This is a genomic window from Caballeronia zhejiangensis, from assembly GCF_000698575.1.
GTDB lineage: Bacteria > Pseudomonadota > Gammaproteobacteria > Burkholderiales > Burkholderiaceae > Caballeronia > Caballeronia zhejiangensis.
The window spans coordinates 460520-478796 of sequence record NZ_JFHD01000002.1; the positions used below are offsets into that span (position 1 = coordinate 460520).

Sequence of the window (18277 nt, forward strand, 5' to 3'; positions counted from 1 at the left end):
TAACCAAATCCGGCGTTACTCGTCGTCGGCGGCTTCGCGCCTGTTCGCCGCACTCGATACCGCGTCGTCATTGCCTGCCTGCGCGGCTTGCTCGTCCTGCGCGCCGGGTTCGCCCGAGCGACGCTTCGCGTTGCTGCGGCGCCGGCGCTTCTTCGGTGCGTTGCGATCCTTGCCGCCTTGCGACAGGAGTGCTTCGCGCTCGGCGTGATCGCCGTCGATGAAGTCGCTCCACCATTGGCCGATGGCCGCATCGAGCTCGCCCGATTCGCAACGCAACAGCAGGAAATCATACCCCGCTCTGAATCTTTGGTGTTCCAGCAGCTTCAGCGCGCTGCGGCCGCGTTTTTCCAGCCGATGCTGAAGACCCCAGATCTCGCGCATGTCGGACGAGTAGCGCTTGTGGATCGCGAGTTTCTCCGTCTGCATATCGAGGACATCGTCCATCGCGCGATGCAATGCGGGCACCGGATAGTCGCCGTTCGCGGTGTATTGCTGCCAGCGCGTCTGCACGTCGTGCCACAGGAGCGTCGCGAAGAGAAAGCCCGGCGACACGCCCTTGCCGGCGCGCACGCGCTCGTCGGTGCTGGTGAGCGCGAGCGTGACGAACTTCTCGCCGTGCGGCTGTTCGAGCACGACATCGAGCAGAGGCAACACGCCGTGATGCAGCCCTTCCTGACGCAGCCGCGTGAGACACGCGAGCGCATGGCCGGACAAGAGCAGCTTCAGCATCTCGTCGAAGAGACGCGCGGCCGGCACGTTGTTCATCAGGTCGGCGAGATCCTTGATCGGCGCGCGCGTGGCTTCGTCGATCTCGAAGCCGAGCTTCGCCGCGAAACGCACGACGCGCAGCATGCGTACCGGATCTTCGCGATAACGCGTGGCCGGATCGCCGATCATGCGCAACAGGCGCGCGCGGATGTCGGCCATGCCGTCGTGATAATCCAGCACCGTTTGCGTGGCCGGATCGTAGTACATCGCGTTGATGGTGAAGTCGCGGCGCGTGGCGTCTTCGTGCTGCTCGCCCCAGACGTTGTCGCGCAGCACGCGGCCGCTCGCATCGACGGCGTGCGTGCGCGCATCGAGCTCGCCGCGCTTGAGGCGTCGCGGCGGTTCGGCGGAAGGCTCCGGCGGCGCGTCCATGAGCGCGCGGAACGTCGATGTCTCGATGATCTCCTGCCCGAACTGCACATGCACGATCTGGAAGCGCCGGCCGATGATGCGCGCGCGGCGAAAGAGCTTCTGCACCTGATCGGGCGTGGCGTCGGTGGCGACGTCGAAGTCTTTCGGCGCGACGCCGAGCAGCAGGTCGCGCACCGCGCCGCCGACGATGAACGCGCGATGCCCGGCCTGCTGCAGGCCGTCGGTCACGCGTATCGCGTTCTTCGAGATCAGCGAAGGATCGATGCCGTGAATCTCCGACGACAGGATGACCGGCACGTTCGGATCGCGCTTCACGGGCGCGGCGGCTTTCTTGCGCGTGCTCTTGCGAGCGGGTTTCGGCGCGGCTTCGGAAGCAGCGGCGGGGATGTCGTGGCCTTCGTCGGCAGAGGCGGTTTCTTGCCCGAACAGCTTGCGGATGAGTTTTTTAATCACGAGTGTCGAACAGGTTCAGGATGCGCCAGCCTTTGGCTTGCGCGTGCGCGCGCAGGGTGTCGTCGGGATTGGTCGCGACCGGATCCGTGACGCGCTCGAGCAGCGGGATGTCGTTGTGCGAGTCGCTGTAGAAATAGCTGTGCTTGAAGTCGTCGAGCGTCTTGCCGAGCGTCGCGAGCCATTGCTCGACGCGCACGATCTTGCCTTCGCGATAACTCGGCGTGCCCATCGGCCGGCCGGTGAGCGCGCCGAGCGGATGATCGTCGACCGTTTCGACTTCGCAGGCGATCAGCGTTTCGATGCCGAAGGCTTCGGCGATCGGCGCGGTGATGAACGCGTTCGTCGCGGTGACGAGGCAGCAGAGATCGCCTTCGTCCTGATGCTCGCGCACGAGCGTGACGGCGGCCGGCACGATGCGCGGGTTGATCACTTCGCGCATGAATTGCGCGTGCCAGTCGGTGAGCTGTTCGCGCGAGTATTTTGCGAGCGGGGCCAGCATCGCGTGCAGATACGCGTTGATGTCGAGCACGCCCGCCTTGTAATCGGCGTAGAAGGCGTCGTTCTGACGCGCGAAGGATTCCGCCTCGACGATGCCGAGCTTCACCATGAAGCGGCCCCATTCGTGGTCGCTGTCGGTGGGAATGAGCGTGTGATCGAGATCAAAGAGGGCAAGGTTCATGGGAGCGCATTCTACTTGAAGCGGGTCGGATCGTTGTCCGGCGCGGCGGGGCCGGATTCGGGGCCGTTCGGATCGGCGGGCGTTTCTTCCGGCGCCGATACGGGAACGAGGGGCGCGGCCCGGCCGGTTTGCTGGAGCATCGTGCGCAGCAGCGCTCGCGTCACCGCGCGCTTTTGTTCCAGGGAGAAGCGGTCGAGTTCGTCGAGCAGGGCCATGAGGCTCGGCATGTCGCGGCGAAAGTGCGTGAGCAGATAGGCGGGCACGTCGTCGGCGAGCACGATGCCGCGTTCGCGCGCCGCGTGCTTCAGCACCGATGCCTTCGCTTCGTCGGAAAGCGGCTGAAGATGGAACACGAGGCCCCAGCCGAGCCGCGTGCGCAGGTCTTCGCGGACCGTGAGCGCGAGCGGCGCGTCGTTGCCGGTGGCCACGAGCGCGCTCGCCGGATATGCGCGCACTTCGTTGAAGAGATTGAAAAGGGCGATCTGCTGCGCGGGGGAAAGGCGGTCGCAATCGTCGACGGCGTAAAGCGTCACGCGCGGATCGAACCCGAATGCGTTGAGCGCGCTCTGCGGGCCGAGATAGCGCGCATGGCCGTTCGCCTCGTGCGTGAGCGCCTGCAGCAGGTGGCTGCGGCCGCTGCCCGGCTCGCCCCACACGTAGAACGTGCGGTCGGCGACCGGCCCGGCCGCGAGCGCGCCTTCGAGTTCGCGCAGCCGCGCGATCAGTTCGTGATTGCCGGCGGCGAAAAAGTTATCGAAGGTGGCGGGCGGCGGCGTGCCCAGATCGAGCGTCAGTTGGCGTTGCACGGGAGATCGGTATCGTCGGGCCTTGAGTCGGGCGAATCTTGAAAACTGCCGGATGAGCTGCGGGTATACGCGCAAAGCCGCGGCGGACGGCCTTGCGCGCCAATGGCTCGGGCGCTTCTGAGATTGTCTGCGATCTCGAAAAAAGCGCCTTCGCGGATTCTGGCGTGCGCGGGAAAATCCGGCTGGCCGACCGTCGACGGGTCATCATCGGGTAAAATCGCATTTTACCGACCTTCTTGCTCCTCCCTCCATGAATCAACCGAAATCCGCACCGGACGCCCAAGGTTTGTCGTATCGCGACGCGGGCGTGGACATCGACGCGGGCGACGCGCTCGTCGACCGGATCAAGCCGTTTGCCAAGAAAACGTTGCGCGACGGCGTGCTGGGCGGCATCGGCGGATTCGGCGCGCTCTTCGAGGTGCCGAAGAAGTACAAGGAGCCGGTGCTCGTATCGGGCACGGACGGCGTCGGCACGAAGCTGCGCCTCGCGTTCACGCTGAACCGGCATGACACGGTCGGCCAGGATCTCGTCGCGATGAGCGTCAACGACATTCTCGTGCAGGGCGCCGAGCCGCTCTTCTTCCTCGATTACTTCGCGTGCGGCAAGCTGGATGTCGACACCGCGGCGGACGTCGTGAAGGGCATCGCCACGGGCTGCGAGCTGGCGGGCTGCGCGCTGATCGGCGGCGAGACGGCGGAAATGCCGGGCATGTATCCGGACGGCGAATACGACCTCGCGGGCTTCGCGGTCGGCGCGGTGGAAAAGAGCAAGATCATCGACGGCAGCACGATCAAGCCGGGCGATGTCGTGCTGGGCCTGGCATCGAGCGGCATCCACTCGAACGGTTATTCGCTGGTGCGCAAGATCATCGAGCGCGCGAATCCGGATCTCAACGCCGATTTCGACGGCCGAACGCTTGCCGACGCGCTGATGGCGCCCACGCGCATCTACGTGAAGCCGCTCTTGTCGGCGATGCAAAGCGTCACGGTGAAGGGCATGGCGCATATCACAGGCGGCGGTCTCGTCGAGAATATTCCGCGCGTGCTGCGCGATGGGCTGACGGCGGAGCTGGATCATCGCGCGTGGCCGCTGCCGCCGCTGTTCGCGTGGCTGCAGAAGCACGGCGGCGTCGCGGATGCGGAGATGCATCGCGTGTTCAACTGCGGTATCGGCATGGCGGTGATCGTTGCGGCGGAAGATGCCGATGCGGCAACCGGCCTGTTGTCGGGCGCGGGCGAGCAGGTGTGGAAGATCGGCGTCGTGCGCGAGAGCAAGGAAGGTGAGGCGCAGACGGTGGTGGTTTGATAGTGCCGTTGTCGCGCTGATAAGAAAGACCCTCGCGGAGTGCGAGGGTTTTTTGTTTGGGGATTACATCGGCCGCATGTAAGGCGACCGAATTTGCTGCGGATTCGGCCCCAGTTGCGTGAGGAGGAAGTCCATAGCTGTCTTGTTATAGGCCGGTCTTGGATCGACGTGCGAAACGCCGTTGGGCAGGTAAGGCGGGCGCAATCCGGGTGTAAGCAACTCGCCCTTGTACAACGCGCCGTTGTATTCGACGATCCAGTTCGCGCTCTCCGTGAGCAGCCCGATAGAGGTCCCCTGCACCCACATGTAGCGATGGCCGCCAAACGATTGGATTTTTCGCTTGTACCACACGCTCAATTGATCGAGCGTGCGTGGGTCGCTGTATTTTTCGGATAGATCGACCCGAAGGAACGTCGTAAGCGCCTCGTAGCGCGGCACGTACATCTTCGAGCCAGGTGGCATCAACGCTGTATCGCCGGACGGAAACGACGGCCGCGGCATCAGGAGCGTTAAAGTGTCCTTCCTGCCTTGGAAGCTTTCGGTCGCGGCCGTGACTGTCTGACATTGGCAAGCCCGTGGCGCAGTGGCGCCGCTCAGCGAAGCCTTTTGATACTGAGCTTATAGAACGATCGTGTGCAAAATTTCAGTATGACTTTTCAGACTTTCGAAGTTTTCCTAATCGCTGCTACCGCCCGCTCCGTCGCGTCCCCCGCGCAGCACTCCACCACGACTCGCTCCGGCATCGCGCGCAGCCACGTCAACTGCCGCTTGCACAACTGCCGCGTCGCGAAAACGCCCTTGTCGCGCATCTCGTCGTAACCCGTCGCGCCGTCGAGATAGTCCCACGCTTGCCGATAGCCGACACAGCGCATCGACGGCATCGAAAGATCCAGATCGCCGCGCGCACGCAACGCGCGCACTTCGTCGATGAAGCCGTGCGCGAGCATCGCATCGAAACGTGCGGCGATGCGCGCATGCAGCACCGCGCGATCCGACGGCTCCAGCGCGACCGGCACGAAGCGATACGGCGCATCCGCATCCTGAACGCGCGGCGCGGCGAGCAGCGCGGACATCGGCTGGCCGGACAGCATGAAGATTTCGAGCGCGCGCTGGATGCGCTGGGAGTCGTTCGGCGCAAGCCGCGCGGCGGTTTGCGGATCGACCGCCGCGAGCCGCGCATGCAGCGCGGGCCAGCCATCGCGGGCGGCGTCGGCGTCGAGGGCGGCGCGCACGTCGGCATCGGCGGTCGGCAGATCGTTCAGACCTTGCGTCAGCGCCTTGTAGTACAGCATCGTCCCGCCGACCAGCAACGGCACGTTGCCGCGCGCGACGATCTCGCCGACGAGCCGCAGCGCATCCGCACGAAACTGCGCGGCGGAATACGTTTCGGCGGGATCGATGATATCGATCAGATGATGCGGCGCCGCCGCGCGCTCCTCGGCGTTCGGCTTGGCCGTGCCGATATCCATCTCGCGATAGACGAGCGCCGAATCCACGCTGACGATTTCCACCGGATGCAGCGCCGCGAACGCCAGCGCGGCCGCGGTCTTTCCCGACGCCGTCGGCCCGAGAAGACACGCAACAGGCAAGGCGGAAGCGCTCATTGTCCGCGCATGAAGAGTCGGTCGAGATCGGCGAGCGTGAGCTGATACCACGTCGGACGGCCGTGATTGCACTGATCGGCGCGCTCGGTCGCTTCCATCTGGCGCAGGAGCGCGTTCATCTCGTCGAGCGTGAGCCGGCGATTCGCGCGCACCGCGTTATGACACGCGAGCGTGCCGAGCAATTCGTGCTGACGTTCGGTGAGCACGCGCGAGCCGCCATACGCGTGCAGATCGGCGAGCACGGCGCGCGCGAGCGATTGCAGGTCGGCGTCCTTCAGCAACGCGGGCACGGCGCGGATCGCGATCGACGTCGGCGACAACACCGCGAGATCGAAGCCGAGCGCATCGAGCGTCGCGCGCTCTTCCTCGACGATGCCGATCTCGACCGGCTCCGCTGTCATCGACACGGGAATCAGCAGGGGCTGCACCGCGATCGCGCGATCGGCGAGCGCGTGCTTGAATTGCTCGTAAAGAATGCGCTCGTGCGCGGCATGCATGTCGACGATCACGAGGCCGCGCGCGTTCTGCGCCAAAACATAGATGCCGTGAATCTGGCCGACGGCGAAACCGAGCGGCTGTTCATCGGCGTGATCGAGCGCACTGTCCGCACTGTCACTGGCGATCAGCGGCGCGGGAGGGCGCTCGTTCATCGTCGGATACGGCGTGTCGATGGTCGTCGTCGCGCCTGACGTACCCGCGCCGATGTCCTTGCGACCGAACAGCGCGTCGTAAAGCGCGAGCGGCTGCGCGACGGGCAGCGTGCCCTGCGTCATGCGCGACTGGCGCATCCAGTTCGTGCCGTTCTCGCTTTTCAGCGTGAGCGAATCCGGCGTGCCGGCGAAAGGCTTTGCGCTGAACGAAGCCGGGCCGGTCGGCTGCAATTGCGCCGCGTGTCCGCCCGCCGTCGTTTCCGGCGACGCGCCCGCATGCCGCGCCAGCGCGCGCTGCACGGCGTGAAAGACGTATTGATGAATCGAGCGCGAATCGCGAAAGCGCACTTCGATCTTCGACGGATGCACGTTCACATCGACGGATTCGGGCGGCAAATCGAGAAACAGCACGTACGCCGGATAGCGATTGCCGTGCAGCACATCTTCATACGCGGCGCGCACGGCGTGCGTGAGCAGCTTGTCGCGCACGAAGCGGCCGTTCACGAAGAAATATTGCTGATCGGCGCGCCCGCGGCTCGCGGTCGGCAAACCGGCGCAGCCGTAGACCGCAAGCGGCCCGGCGCGTTCGTCGAGCGGCAGATGCGCGGTTTCGAACACCTCGCCGAGAATCTTCGCGACGCGCGTCTGCGGATCGCTCGCGTTCCAGTGCTCGACGGCTTTGCCGTTGTGCATCACTGAAATCGCGACGTCGGGCCGTGCGAGCGCCGTGCGGCGAATCACGTCGAGGCAATGCCCGAGCTCGGTCTGCTCGCTCTTCAGGAATTTGCGGCGCGCGGGCGTGTTGAAATACAGCTCGCGCACTTCCATTGTCGTGCCGACGGTGCCCGCGGCGGGCGAGATGGCGCCGGTTTGCGCGTCGATGCGCGTCGCGTGCGGGCAGCTTTCGGTGCGGCTCGTGATGAACAGTTCCGCAACCGACGCGATCGACGCAATCGCCTCGCCGCGAAACCCGAGCGTCGCGACGGCTTCGAGTTCCGCGAGCGAGCGGATCTTGCTGGTCGCGTGGCGCATCAGCGCGAGCGGAAGCTCGTTCGGCGGAATGCCGCAGCCGTCGTCGGCGATCACGATGCGTTTCACGCCGCCTTCGTCGAGCGTGATGCGCAGTGTCGTCGCGCCGGCGTCGAGTGCGTTTTCCAGCAGTTCCTTGACGACCGACGCAGGCCGCTCCACCACTTCGCCAGCGGCAATCTGGCTGATGAGCTGATCGGGCAGCGGGGCGATGGCGCGCGGACGGCGCCCGGCATCGGCTGTCGAAGCGCCAGCGGAGGTTTCGTTTAGGTCGGACATGGCGAAATTATAACGATTCGCAACGTTCGGGCTTCGGGTGGCCGGCTGCATCGGTCCGGGCGCGCACGTATCCAAGAGCGCGGGCCAGAGCGGGACTTTCTTGCGCCGCAATTTATTTGCATTACTGAGTTTTTTTCGGGTCCACGCGTACAATGCATTACGCCGCCGCAAGAGAGTTCTGCCGGGCCGCGCGCAATCAATCCGTCGATCTCACTCACGCAATATTTCGCTCGCACCGCCAATTTGTTTGCCATCGAGGCGGCGATTCCTGCTGAGTATGAATTCGTTTGTGTTTCGAATGCCGCGTTCGCGAGCGTTGAATCGGGTAATCGTCACGGCCTAATAATCATTTCGGGCATTAATTGTTTAAGAGTTTTCGTATGGCCGCGACGATTTTGATCATGCCGGTTATCCGCAAATGCGGAGCGATTCAGCCACGGGATTCCGCCGGAGGCCAAATGTATTGGGTAATGTTTTCGAAACTTCAGAAAAAGGATAATTCATGTCCCGTATCGCTTCAGAAAAAAAGAAACCGACTGGAAATCATGCCGTGACCGAAGCGCCGCCGACGAAAGGCCAGCAGGCAGGCGCGCATTCCAGTCATAAGAACGCGGAAGCAAAAACTCAGAAAAGTCGTGTGGCGGCAAACGGTAAAAGCGGAAACAACTTTCCGAATGTGCTCGTGCATGGGTTTTGCGGTTGGGGTCGCGAAACGCTGACGAGCAAGATTTATCACTATTTCGGCGGCACAGGCGATATTCAGGAATATCTCAATAATAGGGGTTACCAGACTTTCACCGCTGCGGTCGGACCGTTATCCAGTAACTGGGACCGGGCCTGCGAGCTTTATTATTTCTTGAAGGGCGGCGTGGTGGATTACGGCGCGGTGCATTCGGCGCGTTACGGCCACGAACGTTATGGACGTTCGTACCCCGGCGTATTTCCCGAATGGAGCGAACAACACAAGGTTCATCTGATCGGACACAGCATGGGCGGTCCGACCATCCGCACTCTCGTGCAATTGCTGGAACATGGCGATCCGGATGAAATTGCCTTCGCGCCGAGTTCGCGAGAAGCCGGCACCTCCGAACTCTTCAAGGGCGGCAAGCAATGGGTACATAGCATCACGTCCATCGCTGGCGTCAACAACGGCACCCCGGTCGCAGACGATCTCGGCGAGCCGATGTCCGACCTGCTATTGAGCCTGGCGAGCCTGTGCGGCGCCGATAACCGCGATCTGCTTTTCGACTTCGACTTGAAGCAGTGGGGCATCCACCGCGAGAAGGGCGAGGATCTGGTCGAATACGCCAAAAAGATCATGCTCAGCAAGGCCTGGAAGACGACTGACAGCGCAATCTACGATCTTTCCTTCGCCGCGGCCCGACTGCAGAATATCTGGGTAAAGACGTCGCCGCACACTTATTACGCTTCGTATTGCGCCGATGGAACGGTGCCCGGCCTCGCCGACACGCGTGTTCCGATGTCGAACATGAACCCGTTGCTCCTCGGCGGCGGCGCGGCGCTCGGCCTCAATGAAAGGGATCTTGCGGGCGGATTCCTGAACTGGCGTCCCAATGACGGTTGCGTCCCAGTTCCGTCGGCGCAGTACCCGATCGGGCACGCGCACGAGTTCGTCGGGGACAACCCCGCTCATCCGCCGAAGAAGGGCGTCTGGTACGTTCATCCTCCGATCGCCGGCGTGGATCATATCGGCATCGTGCAGCCGGTCGGCAGCACGACGCTCGAGTGGCTGGAGGAATTTTTTGGGAAAATCGCGGCCTATAACAAGGCGCTGCCAATTTAGCGACCCGGCCGGAGCCTGATCTTTCCTGTGGGGCTTTCGGGCGCCGGGTTGCGCGCGCTTCCGGGTGAACATTCGTGTGAGCGAGCCCGGCGCCGCGCCACTTCGGTATCATGGCGCGACTCCCGCATTTGTTGCCGATGCGCCGCTTTTCCGGCGCCGGCTTACTTTTTGAGGAAAGATTTTTGGACACGTTGCTGCAATTCCTGGGACTCATCCTTCACATCGACAAGTCGCTCGGTGTCTTCATCCAGAATTACGGCGCCTGGGTGTACGCGGTGTTGTTCCTGATCGTGTTCTGCGAAACCGGGCTCGTCGTGTTTCCGTTCCTGCCGGGCGATTCGCTGCTGTTCATCGGCGGCGCGTTCGCCGCGTCGCACGAAATGGATCTCTTCGCGCTGATCGCGCTCCTGCTCATCGCGGCCGTGACCGGCAACACGGTGAATTACTGGATCGGCCGCGCCATCGGGCCGAAAGTTTTCGATACGAACATTCCCGTGCTCGAGCGCTTTCTGGACCGCGCCGCGCTGCAGAAAACCCACAACTTCTACGAGAAGCACGGCGGCAAGACGATCGTGATCGCGCGTTTCGTGCCGGTGGTGCGGACGTTCGCGCCGTTCGTCGCGGGCGTGTCGTCGATGAGTCACGGGCGCTTCCAGCTCTTCAATATTCTGGGCGCGCTCATCTGGGTGCTGTTGCTCGTGTTGCTCGGCTATTTCTTCGGCAATATTCCGTTCATCAAGCAGTATCTGAACGTGATCGTGCTGGTGGGGATCGGCGCGGCCATCGTGCCGGTGGCGATCGGCGCGCTATGGAAGATGAGCCGTCGCAATTCGAAGGCTTGAGGAAGAGCGGGATGCGCGAGGCCGTCGGATGCCGGCCTCGCTCACGCCGCGAAACCGCTTAACGGCGCCGGAACAGGCGGATCACGAAAAGCAGCACGACCGCGCCGATCACCGCGGTGATCAGCGTGCCGAGGATGCCGCCGCCGAATGAGATGCCGAGCGTGCTGAAGAGCCATCCGCCGATCACGCCGCCGACGATGCCGACGAGAATGTCGACGATCACGCCGAAGCCGCTGCCGTTCATGATGAGGCCGGCGAGCCAGCCCGCCACGCCGCCGATGATGAGGCTGAGGATGATTCCGTGTTGCATGATTTGCATGCGTTGAGACTCCAGTCGAATTGAGAGATGCGGGACGCAGGCGGGACCTGCAATCGGGCGCGGGCAATGTAGCGGAAATGACCGTGGCGGGGGATTGTCAACTGTCAAGGATTGTCGATGCAGCGTCGGCAAACAGCGCGGACGACAGATGACACATGGCCGGGGCAAAATACGTCAAAAATTTGGATTGCCAAAAGGTTCGGTCGGCGCTTGGGCGAAGTGTGTCGTTTAGGTCACTGAGGCGAATTTGTATCTGTAATGTTTTATGCTGGCGGAATTGGTTGAAAAAGTTCAAGACGACAAGCATGAGAAAGCTGGTGGTGATGCACAAGGAAGGTTTCGGATCGGGCCCGCGCGGGGCGATCGCGGGCGTGGCGCTCGCAGCGGGGTTGGCTGCCGGATTGACGGGATGTTCATCGACGCCGCGCGAGCCCGCGCCGATCGTCGAAAGTTCCGCGCTGAGCGCGCCGCCGGTGGTGCAGAGCGGGTCGCCGATCGTGACGCCCGCGCCAGTCGTGCCGCTCGGGCCGACGACACCCGCGCCCGTCGAACCGGGCTTTTATCGCGTTAAGCCGGGCGACACGCTTTACGGCATTTCGCGCACCTTCAAGCAGAAGCCCGCTGATCTGGCCAAGTGGAACACGTTGCCGGAAAGCAGGCAGGTGAACGTCGGGCAGGTGTTGCGCGTGATGCCGCCGGGTGCGTCGTCAACGACGGTGAGTTCGGCGACCGCCGGATCGAAGATGGCGCAGCCGCCGCTTCTGCCGACGCCGGAGAAATCTGTGGCGCAGAAGCCAGCGGCGGAAAAGCCCGCCGCTGCGGCCAGCGAAGAACATCCATCCGCAGTCACCGCGACTGCATCCAAGGGCACCTTCGTCTGGCCCGCGCACGGCGACGTCGTGCGCAAGTTCGGCGCGAGCGGCAACAAGGGCATCGACATCGAAGGCAAGGTCGGGCAGCCAGTCAAGGCAGCGGCGTCGGGCAAGGTCGTGTATGCGGGAAGCGGCTTGCGTTCCTACGGGCGCATGATCATCGTCAAGCACGGCAACGATTATCTGACCGCCTACGCGTACAACGAGAAGCTGCTCGTGAAGGAAGGCGATTCCGTCAAGCAGGGCGCGACCATCGCCGACATGGGCACCGGCCCGGGCGGCACGCCCGCGCTGCATTTCGAAGTGAGAAAGTCGGGCACCGCGGTCGATCCGATGCCGTTGCTCGGCGCGGCCGGCGGCTGATTCCTGGCCGGGCGGGAAGGGAGCCGAAAGGTGAAGAAGATCATGATCGCCGCGCTGACCGCGGCGTCGCTGACGTCGCTGCTTTCCGGCTGCGAGCAGCAGCAGAGCGAGGAAGCGTTGAACAAGCTCAAGGCATTTTTCAATGCAGTGAAGCCGGACAACTTGCTGCTCAAGAACCTGCAGCCCGGCGTGACGACCGAGGCGCAGATCCGCGACCAAATGGGCGAACCCGAGACGGAGCGCACGTTCACCGACGGAAGCAAGCGCCTCGAATATCCGCGCGGCCCGGCGGGCACGAACACCTACATGGTCGATCTCGACCCCCGCGGGCATTTCGTTTCCGTGACGCAGATGCTGACCGCCGAGAACTTCGCGAAAGTGCGCCTCGGCATGACGATGGACGAAGTGCGCAGACTGCTCGGCAAGCCGACCGAAATCGCAGAGTATCGGCTGAAGAAGGAGCGCGTCTGGAGCTGGCACTGGCTCGAAGACGGCGTGAATCAGGACGCCATGTTCAACGTGCACTTCGGACCGGATGGCACCGTGGTGACGACGTCGCGTTCCGAAGCGATCCGCGGCGGTCAACGCTGATTCCGGGCATGACGACGATGAGTGATTCGGTGACATACGACACGCGCCTTCGCCTGATGGACGAAGCGTCGCGCTATCGCGATCAGGCGTCGCGCCAGGCCGGCGCAAAGCAGCTTGTGCTCTGGGATTGCGGGCGCGGGCATCGCTGGGACAAGACGCTCGACATCGCGCAGAACGTGCGCTGCATGAATTGCGCGACCGAGCGGCGCGAATTGGAGACGAAGCGTCTGCAGGACATCGCGCAAGCGCGCGGCGGCGCGCTGCTTTCGCACCGCTATGTCGATGCCGCGACGCCCTTGAGCTGGCGATGCGCGTACGGTCACGTTTGGGATGCGACTCCCGATGCGGTGTCGCGCCATTGGTGCAGCGAGTGCGCGCGCACCGTGTTCGCGGCCGTCCGCTGACCGATCCAACGGCATCAAAGAAAAAGCCGGCGAATGCCGGCTTTTGAGCTTCTTTGTCGGGGCGCTGGCCTCTTTCGCCTGCGACTCGTCGCGCCGTTGGCAAAAACTCGCGCTTTGCTTTTTTATTCTTGCGCTTTGCTTTTACCCACGACCTGATCGAGTGCCGCCCATCCTGTTTGTCGGTCTCTCAGCGCGTTTTGCTGCTGCCCCCCGTGCGCTGGAAAAAGTATTGCAAATGGCCATTCCTAAGAATGTACGCTCGCAAACACATTCGCAAATTGATAAGCATCTGCGGGGAAGTCCCGATCCGCGAAGCGATCTTCAGTCGGCCGACGACACCGTTTCCACACGCCCGATACCCGAACGCATGTTCGCCGCGACGAGCGATTGCGTGACCATGCGCGCTTCCGCCTGCGCGATGTGCTCGAGCGTCGCTTCTTCCAGTTGCGCCGCGAAAACGGCGAGCGCCGTGCACAGACGTGCGTGCTGACCGGCATCGAGCGTCCAGACGCCTTCGTCCGAATGACGCGCGTCCAGTTCGACGAGCGCTTCGTGCGCGAGCGTGATGTCGTGGTCGCATTCCGCCGCGTGGCCCAACTGGCACAACTCTTCCGCGACCAACATGTGACGGCATAGCGTCATGAAGAGCGGCTGCGATCCGTGTCCGCGATGAAACGCGTCGAGCGCCACATAGCAGCGCAGCAGCATCGCGTCGATCATCGGTTCGCGGGCGGCGCGGCTGTAGGTCAGCGCGCGCAGAAGCGGCGACATCGCGGGACGGGCGGATTTCATGTTCGTCGATTTCTTCTTCACGGCAGAGCTCCCGAAAAAGGTGTTCGCTTAACGCCGGTGCTGTCTGTCGCGCCGGGACGCGGAATGCGTTGGATGCGTTTGACGTTGGAAGCATCATCGCACCGGAAAATTAGCTGTGTCTTAAGGCGCGTAACCGCCGGATGCCTGCCAGCTATAACGCCGCGCGACGACGGCGGTGGACGCATGTGCTGTGACATTTGTAAGTAAAAGTCGCAAGAGGCCGCCGTGCGATGTGGCCTAGGGTGAATACATATGTTGCGTTAATTTTGTCGATGGCAACATATGTATCATTCCACTCTCAAAGAGGACGTCATGAAATTTGCGTCGTTGCTCACATCGACTGTCGCGTTATCTCTGGTTGCGGGCGCAAGCTACGGCCAATCCACGATTGCCAAGGTCCAGAGCGCCAATCTCATCGCGATCGGGCATCGCGAGACGTCGGTGCCGTTTTCGTACGTCGATGCGAACAACGACGTCATCGGCTTTTCGCAGGACTTGTGCAACAAGGTGATCGATGCGGTCAAGGCGAAAACGAAGCATCCGGATCTACGCGTGCGCTTCATTCCGGTGACATCGCAGAATCGGATTTCGCTCGTGCAGAACGGCACGGTCGATCTCGAATGCGGCGTGACGACGAATCTCACGTCGCGGCAGAATCAGGTTGCGTTTTCGGACACGTTCTTCGTCGCGACGACGCGTCTGCTGACGAAAAAGGATTCCGGCATCAAGGACTTTCCCGATCTCGCGGGCAAGACCGTCGTGACGAATCAGGGCACGACGTCCGAGCGCATTCTTCGCAAGATGAACGAAGAGAAGAAGATGAACATGAGCATCATCAGCGCGAAGGATTACGGCGAAGGGCGCGCGACGCTCGAAACCGGCCGCGCGGTGGCCTACATGATGGACGACGTGCTGCTCGCCGGCACGCGCTCGCTGACGGCGAAGCCGTCGGACTGGGTGCTCGTCGGCACGCCGCAGTCGTCGGAGGCGTACGGCTTCATGATGCGTCGCGACGATCCCGAGTTCAAAAAGCTCGTCGACGACGCCATGAGTCAGGTGATGAAAAGCCCCGAGATCAAGACGATGTACGACAAGTGGTTCATGAAGCCGGTGCCGCCGAAGAACATCAACTTCGATTTTCCGATGAGCGAAGCGATGCAGAAGCTCTACGCCGAACCGAACGACAAGGCGTTCGAATAGCGCGACGGCGCGCGCGTCATTCCGCGAAGGGCAGATCCGTCTGCCCTTCGGCGCGCATCGCGAACGTGTTGAGGGTCATCGCGACGAGCGCGTAATAGCCCAGCAAGCCGACGAGATTCACGACGACCGTGTGCCCGAAGCGCGCGACGGCGGCGTCGTAGGTCGCATCGCTCACGCGCTTCGTGTCGTAGAGTTCGCTGGCGAAATCGAAGATGAGCTTGTCGTCGGCATCGGCGAATGTCGGCGTCTTTCCCGTGCGCAGCGCTTCGGCGAGATCGGCGGGCAGGCCGGCATCGAGCGCGATCGGATGATGAATGTGCCATTCCGCCTGCGAGCGCCAGCGCGCCGCGGTGACGAGAATCGCAAGCTCGGAAAGGCGCAGCGGCAGGCCGGTCTCGTAGCGGCAGAACGCGCCGAGTTTTTGCGCGTGCTGCGCGAGTTCCGGGCTGAAGATCCAACCGAGAAACGGCCCGTTGAGATTGCCGCGCGGTCCGCTCAGGATGTCCTGCAACACGGCTTTTTGCGCATCGGAAGCGTGCGCGATGTCGAAATCGGGAAGTCGCTTCTTCATGTTTGTTCTCACTGGATGACGGAAAGCGCGCCATCGATTGCATCGGAGAGCCGCTCTACGATCGTCTCGATTTGCGCGCTTGTCGTGATGAACGGCGGCGCGATGAGTACGTGATCGCCGATGCGGCCGTCGACGGTGCCGCCCATCGGATACACCATGAGGCCGCGCTTCATCGCCTCGCTCTTGATGACCGCGTGCAGCCTGTGCTTCGGATCGAACGGCATCTTGCCCGCGCGATCCTGAACCAGTTCGACGCCGGTGAACAGGCCGCGGCCGCGCACATCGCCGATGAACGGATGATCCGCATGCCGCTCGCGCAGCAACGCGCGCAGTTGTTCGCCGCGCGCCCTCACGTTGTCGAGCAGTTTCTCTTCGGCGATGACTTTCTGCACTTCGAGCGCCGCGGCGCACGCCGTCGCGTGACCGATATACGTGTGGCCGTGCTGAAAGAAGCCCGAGCCGCCGACGATCGTATCGAAGATCGCGTTGCTGACGAGCGTCGCGCCGATCGGCTGATAGCCCGCGCCGAGACCCTTCGCGATCGCGAGAATATCGGGCGACACGCCGTCTTCCTCGCACGCGAACAGATGACCGGTGCGGCCCATGCCCGACATCACTTCGTCGAGGATCAGCAGCACGCCGTATTTGTCGCAGACCGCGCGGATCTTGCGGAAGTATTCGCGCACAGGCGGCACCGCGCCCGCCGTCGCGCCGACGACCGTTTCCGCGACGAACGCCGCCACCGATTCGGCTCCGAGTTCGAGAATCTTCGCTTCGAGTTCATCGGCGAGACGTTGCGCGAAGGCTTCGTCGGTTTCGCCCGCCCGCTGTTCGCGATACGCGAAGCAGGGCGTGACGTGATGCGCTTCGATCAGCATCGGCAGGAAGGGCTCGCGCCGCCACGCGTTGCCGCCGATCGCGAGCGCGCCGAGCGTGTTGCCGTGATAGCTCTGCCGGCGCGCGACGAAATGCCGGCGCGCGGGTTCGCCTTTCTCGACGAAATACTGGCGCGCGAGCTTGAGCGCGGCTTCCATCGCTTCGGAGCCGCCGGACACGAAGTAGACGTGGCCGAGATTTTTCGGCGCGGCATCGATGAGCCGGTCGGCGAGTTCTTCGGCGGGCTCGGTCGTGAAGAACGACGTGTGCGCGTACGGCAACTGCTGCACTTGCCGCTGGATGGCTTCGATCACGCGCGGATGGCTGTGTCCGAGACACGAGACGGCTGCGCCGCCGCATGCGTCGATGTAGCGTTTGCCGGTCGAATCGACGATCTCGATGCCGTCGCCGCGGACGGCGACCGGAAGCGTGGCGCGCGGCGCGCGATGAAATACCGTGGTCATGGTGCCTGCCTTTCGAATGCGGAATGCGCGTGCAACACGCGATGTGGCATTCTAGCGTGATAACAACACATGTTGTCAATATCGCGTGTGACGCAACGCTCGGCCGATTAGCTCGCCGCGTAGGCGCCGTGCGCGTGCAGCGCGGCTTCGGCCTGTTCGAGATGGGCGACGGCGTCCTTGCCTTCGAGCGCGAGCAGATGCGCGACGAGCATCTCCGCCAGCGCCGACGCCGCGACGAGCGACGGAAAGAACGACGGCGATTCGTGCGCGAAGATCAGCGTGTGATCGGCGTTCAGCGCGATGGGCGACACGGCGCTGTCAGTGAGCGCGATGAGTTTCGCGCCGCGCTCGATCGCCGCCTGCGCGACGCGCACGGCTTCGACGGAATACGGCGCAAAGCTGACGACGACCACCGCGTGCTTTTTCTCGATGCCGCGCAGTTGCATTTCGAGCGTGCCCGCTTCGCCGCTGATCAAACTCACCGACGGCCGAAACAGGCGATATCCATAAAGCAGGCCGAACGCGACGGGATAGCACGACCGAAAGCCCGCGACGTGCACATGCGGCGCTTTCTTGAGCGTCTTCGCCGTATCGACGACGCTCTGCGCGTTTTGCGCGAGCGTGAGTTCGAGATTGTGCGATTGCGCGTGTGCGAGATCGCGGCTCAGGTGATTGTCGGCGCCGCCTTTGACGAGCGAACGGGCGCGCGTCGTCAGCGGCTCGGGGCGCGTGCGTACGCGGCTCACGAAGATTTCGCGCAACTCGTTCCAGCCGGGGAAGCCGAGTTGCTGGGAGAGACGGACCATCGCGGCGGGCTGGACCTTGGCGCGCTCGGCGACCTTGCGCATCGAGAGGACGGCGACTTCGTCGGGATAGTCGAGAAGGAAGGCGGCGCCGGCCTGGAATTGCGGGCTCAGATCGGGGAAGCGGTCGCGGATCGTCGCCGCGAGTTGGTCGAAGGTGGGCACGTTCTGGATGCTTGAGGAAGCGGACGCGCTATTTAAGCATGAGCGCGACGTGGAGAGCGGTCGCGCGCAGAAAACAAAAAAGCCGCTGTCCTTGTGGAACAGCGGCTTTTTCTTGAAGCTGGTGGCGAATCAGGGACTCGAACCCCGGACCTGCGGATTATGATTCCGTCGCTCTAACCGACTGAGCTAATTCGCCGAAAGAAGACGAGATTATGGCGAGCGTCGAAGCGGGTGTCAACCCCTT

General features: G+C 63.2%; 18 protein-coding genes and 1 tRNA gene. 7 read left to right on the top strand and 12 right to left on the bottom strand.

Annotated elements, in window-relative coordinates; all coding sequences use genetic code 11:
• Nucleotides 1–15: 15 nt before the first annotated feature.
• From pcnB to hda, 3 genes are read right to left on the bottom strand one after another with little or no spacing between them, the layout of a single operon-like run.
• Nucleotides 16–1593 (bottom strand): polynucleotide adenylyltransferase PcnB, encoded by a 1578-nt coding sequence (pcnB, locus tag BG60_RS05610; protein WP_034470693.1) that lies wholly within the window; start codon nt 1591–1593, stop codon nt 16–18.
• A complete protein-coding gene (locus tag BG60_RS05615) occupies nt 1586–2272 on the bottom strand; it encodes a histidinol-phosphatase (protein ID WP_034470695.1) in 687 nt (228 codons plus the stop codon). The genes pcnB and BG60_RS05615 overlap by 8 nt, the downstream gene beginning before the upstream one ends.
• An 11-nt stretch (nt 2273–2283) precedes the next feature.
• Nucleotides 2284–3078 (bottom strand): DnaA regulatory inactivator Hda, encoded by a 795-nt coding sequence (gene hda, locus BG60_RS05620; protein ID WP_008351391.1) that lies wholly within the window; start codon nt 3076–3078, stop codon nt 2284–2286.
• Between the two features lie 250 nt (nt 3079–3328).
• Between hda and purM the strand changes: the two genes are divergently transcribed.
• The gene (gene purM, locus BG60_RS05625) at nt 3329–4384 is read left to right on the top strand and encodes a phosphoribosylformylglycinamidine cyclo-ligase (RefSeq protein WP_008351388.1); all 1056 of its coding nucleotides are present in this window, start codon (nt 3329–3331) and stop codon (nt 4382–4384) included.
• A 63-nt stretch (nt 4385–4447) separates the two neighbouring features.
• Here the strand turns inward: purM and BG60_RS05630 are convergent, their stop codons facing one another.
• The 3 genes from BG60_RS05630 to mutL all read right to left on the bottom strand — a co-directional run bounded on the left by BG60_RS05630 (nt 4448) and on the right by mutL (nt 7946).
• Nucleotides 4448–4822 (bottom strand): hypothetical protein, encoded by a 375-nt coding sequence (locus BG60_RS05630; protein WP_152563178.1) that lies wholly within the window; start codon nt 4820–4822, stop codon nt 4448–4450.
• A 218-nt stretch (nt 4823–5040) separates the two neighbouring features.
• Nucleotides 5041–5988 (bottom strand): tRNA (adenosine(37)-N6)-dimethylallyltransferase MiaA, encoded by a 948-nt coding sequence (miaA, locus tag BG60_RS05635; protein WP_034470700.1) that lies wholly within the window; start codon nt 5986–5988, stop codon nt 5041–5043.
• On the bottom strand, nt 5985–7946 hold the full coding sequence (gene mutL, locus BG60_RS05640; RefSeq protein ID WP_034470703.1) for a DNA mismatch repair endonuclease MutL: 1962 nt from the start codon (nt 7944–7946) through the stop codon (nt 5985–5987). Before mutL ends, miaA begins: the two co-directional genes overlap by 4 nt.
• Nucleotides 7947–8448: 502 nt before the next feature.
• On the opposite strand from mutL, the gene BG60_RS05645 reads away from it, so the two are divergent.
• The gene (locus BG60_RS05645; RefSeq protein ID WP_152563179.1) at nt 8449–9750 is read left to right on the top strand and encodes an esterase/lipase family protein; all 1302 of its coding nucleotides are present in this window, start codon (nt 8449–8451) and stop codon (nt 9748–9750) included.
• A 182-nt stretch (nt 9751–9932) separates the two neighbouring features.
• Entirely contained in the window at nt 9933–10592 is a 660-nt protein-coding gene (locus BG60_RS05650; RefSeq protein ID WP_008351380.1) for a DedA family protein, read from the top strand.
• Between the two features lie 58 nt (nt 10593–10650).
• Here the strand turns inward: BG60_RS05650 and BG60_RS05655 are convergent, their stop codons facing one another.
• Complete coding sequence (locus BG60_RS05655) at nt 10651–10902, bottom strand: GlsB/YeaQ/YmgE family stress response membrane protein (protein WP_008351379.1); 252 nt, start codon at nt 10900–10902, stop codon at nt 10651–10653.
• 314 nt (nt 10903–11216) lie between these two features.
• Here BG60_RS05655 and BG60_RS05665 point away from each other — a divergent pair, with 314 nt between their 5' ends.
• From BG60_RS05665 to BG60_RS05675, 3 genes are read left to right on the top strand one after another with little or no spacing between them, the layout of a single operon-like run.
• Nucleotides 11217–12146, top strand: coding sequence for a peptidoglycan DD-metalloendopeptidase family protein (locus BG60_RS05665; RefSeq protein ID WP_034470705.1), 930 nt, complete (start codon nt 11217–11219; stop codon nt 12144–12146).
• A 42-nt stretch (nt 12147–12188) separates the two neighbouring features.
• A complete protein-coding gene (locus tag BG60_RS05670; RefSeq protein WP_034470814.1) occupies nt 12189–12737 on the top strand; it encodes a lipoprotein in 549 nt (182 codons plus the stop codon).
• 8 nt (nt 12738–12745) lie between these two features.
• Nucleotides 12746–13141: a hypothetical protein gene (locus BG60_RS05675; protein WP_008351376.1), complete on the top strand. Its 396-nt coding sequence runs from the start codon at nt 12746–12748 to the stop codon at nt 13139–13141.
• A gap of 321 nt (nt 13142–13462) precedes the next feature.
• On the opposite strand, the gene BG60_RS05680 is transcribed toward BG60_RS05675, so the two are convergent.
• Nucleotides 13463–13954 (bottom strand): hypothetical protein, encoded by a 492-nt coding sequence (locus BG60_RS05680; protein WP_008351375.1) that lies wholly within the window; start codon nt 13952–13954, stop codon nt 13463–13465.
• 312 nt (nt 13955–14266) lie between these two features.
• Between BG60_RS05680 and BG60_RS05685 the strand changes: the two genes are divergently transcribed.
• The gene (locus BG60_RS05685; protein ID WP_034470816.1) at nt 14267–15154 is read left to right on the top strand and encodes a glutamate/aspartate ABC transporter substrate-binding protein; all 888 of its coding nucleotides are present in this window, start codon (nt 14267–14269) and stop codon (nt 15152–15154) included.
• Nucleotides 15155–15170: 16 nt separating this feature from the next.
• Here BG60_RS05685 and BG60_RS05690 read toward each other — a convergent pair whose 3' ends face one another.
• The 4 genes from BG60_RS05690 to BG60_RS05705 all read right to left on the bottom strand — a co-directional run bounded on the left by BG60_RS05690 (nt 15171) and on the right by BG60_RS05705 (nt 18229).
• The gene (locus BG60_RS05690; protein WP_034470707.1) at nt 15171–15725 is read right to left on the bottom strand and encodes a carboxymuconolactone decarboxylase family protein; all 555 of its coding nucleotides are present in this window, start codon (nt 15723–15725) and stop codon (nt 15171–15173) included.
• An 8-nt stretch (nt 15726–15733) separates the two neighbouring features.
• A complete protein-coding gene (locus BG60_RS05695; RefSeq protein WP_034470709.1) occupies nt 15734–17065 on the bottom strand; it encodes an aspartate aminotransferase family protein in 1332 nt (443 codons plus the stop codon).
• A 107-nt stretch (nt 17066–17172) separates the two neighbouring features.
• Entirely contained in the window at nt 17173–18033 is an 861-nt protein-coding gene (locus BG60_RS05700; protein WP_008351367.1) for a MurR/RpiR family transcriptional regulator, read from the bottom strand.
• 119 nt (nt 18034–18152) lie between these two features.
• A tRNA-Met gene (locus BG60_RS05705) sits at nt 18153–18229 on the bottom strand.
• Nucleotides 18230–18277: the final 48 nt, after the last annotated feature.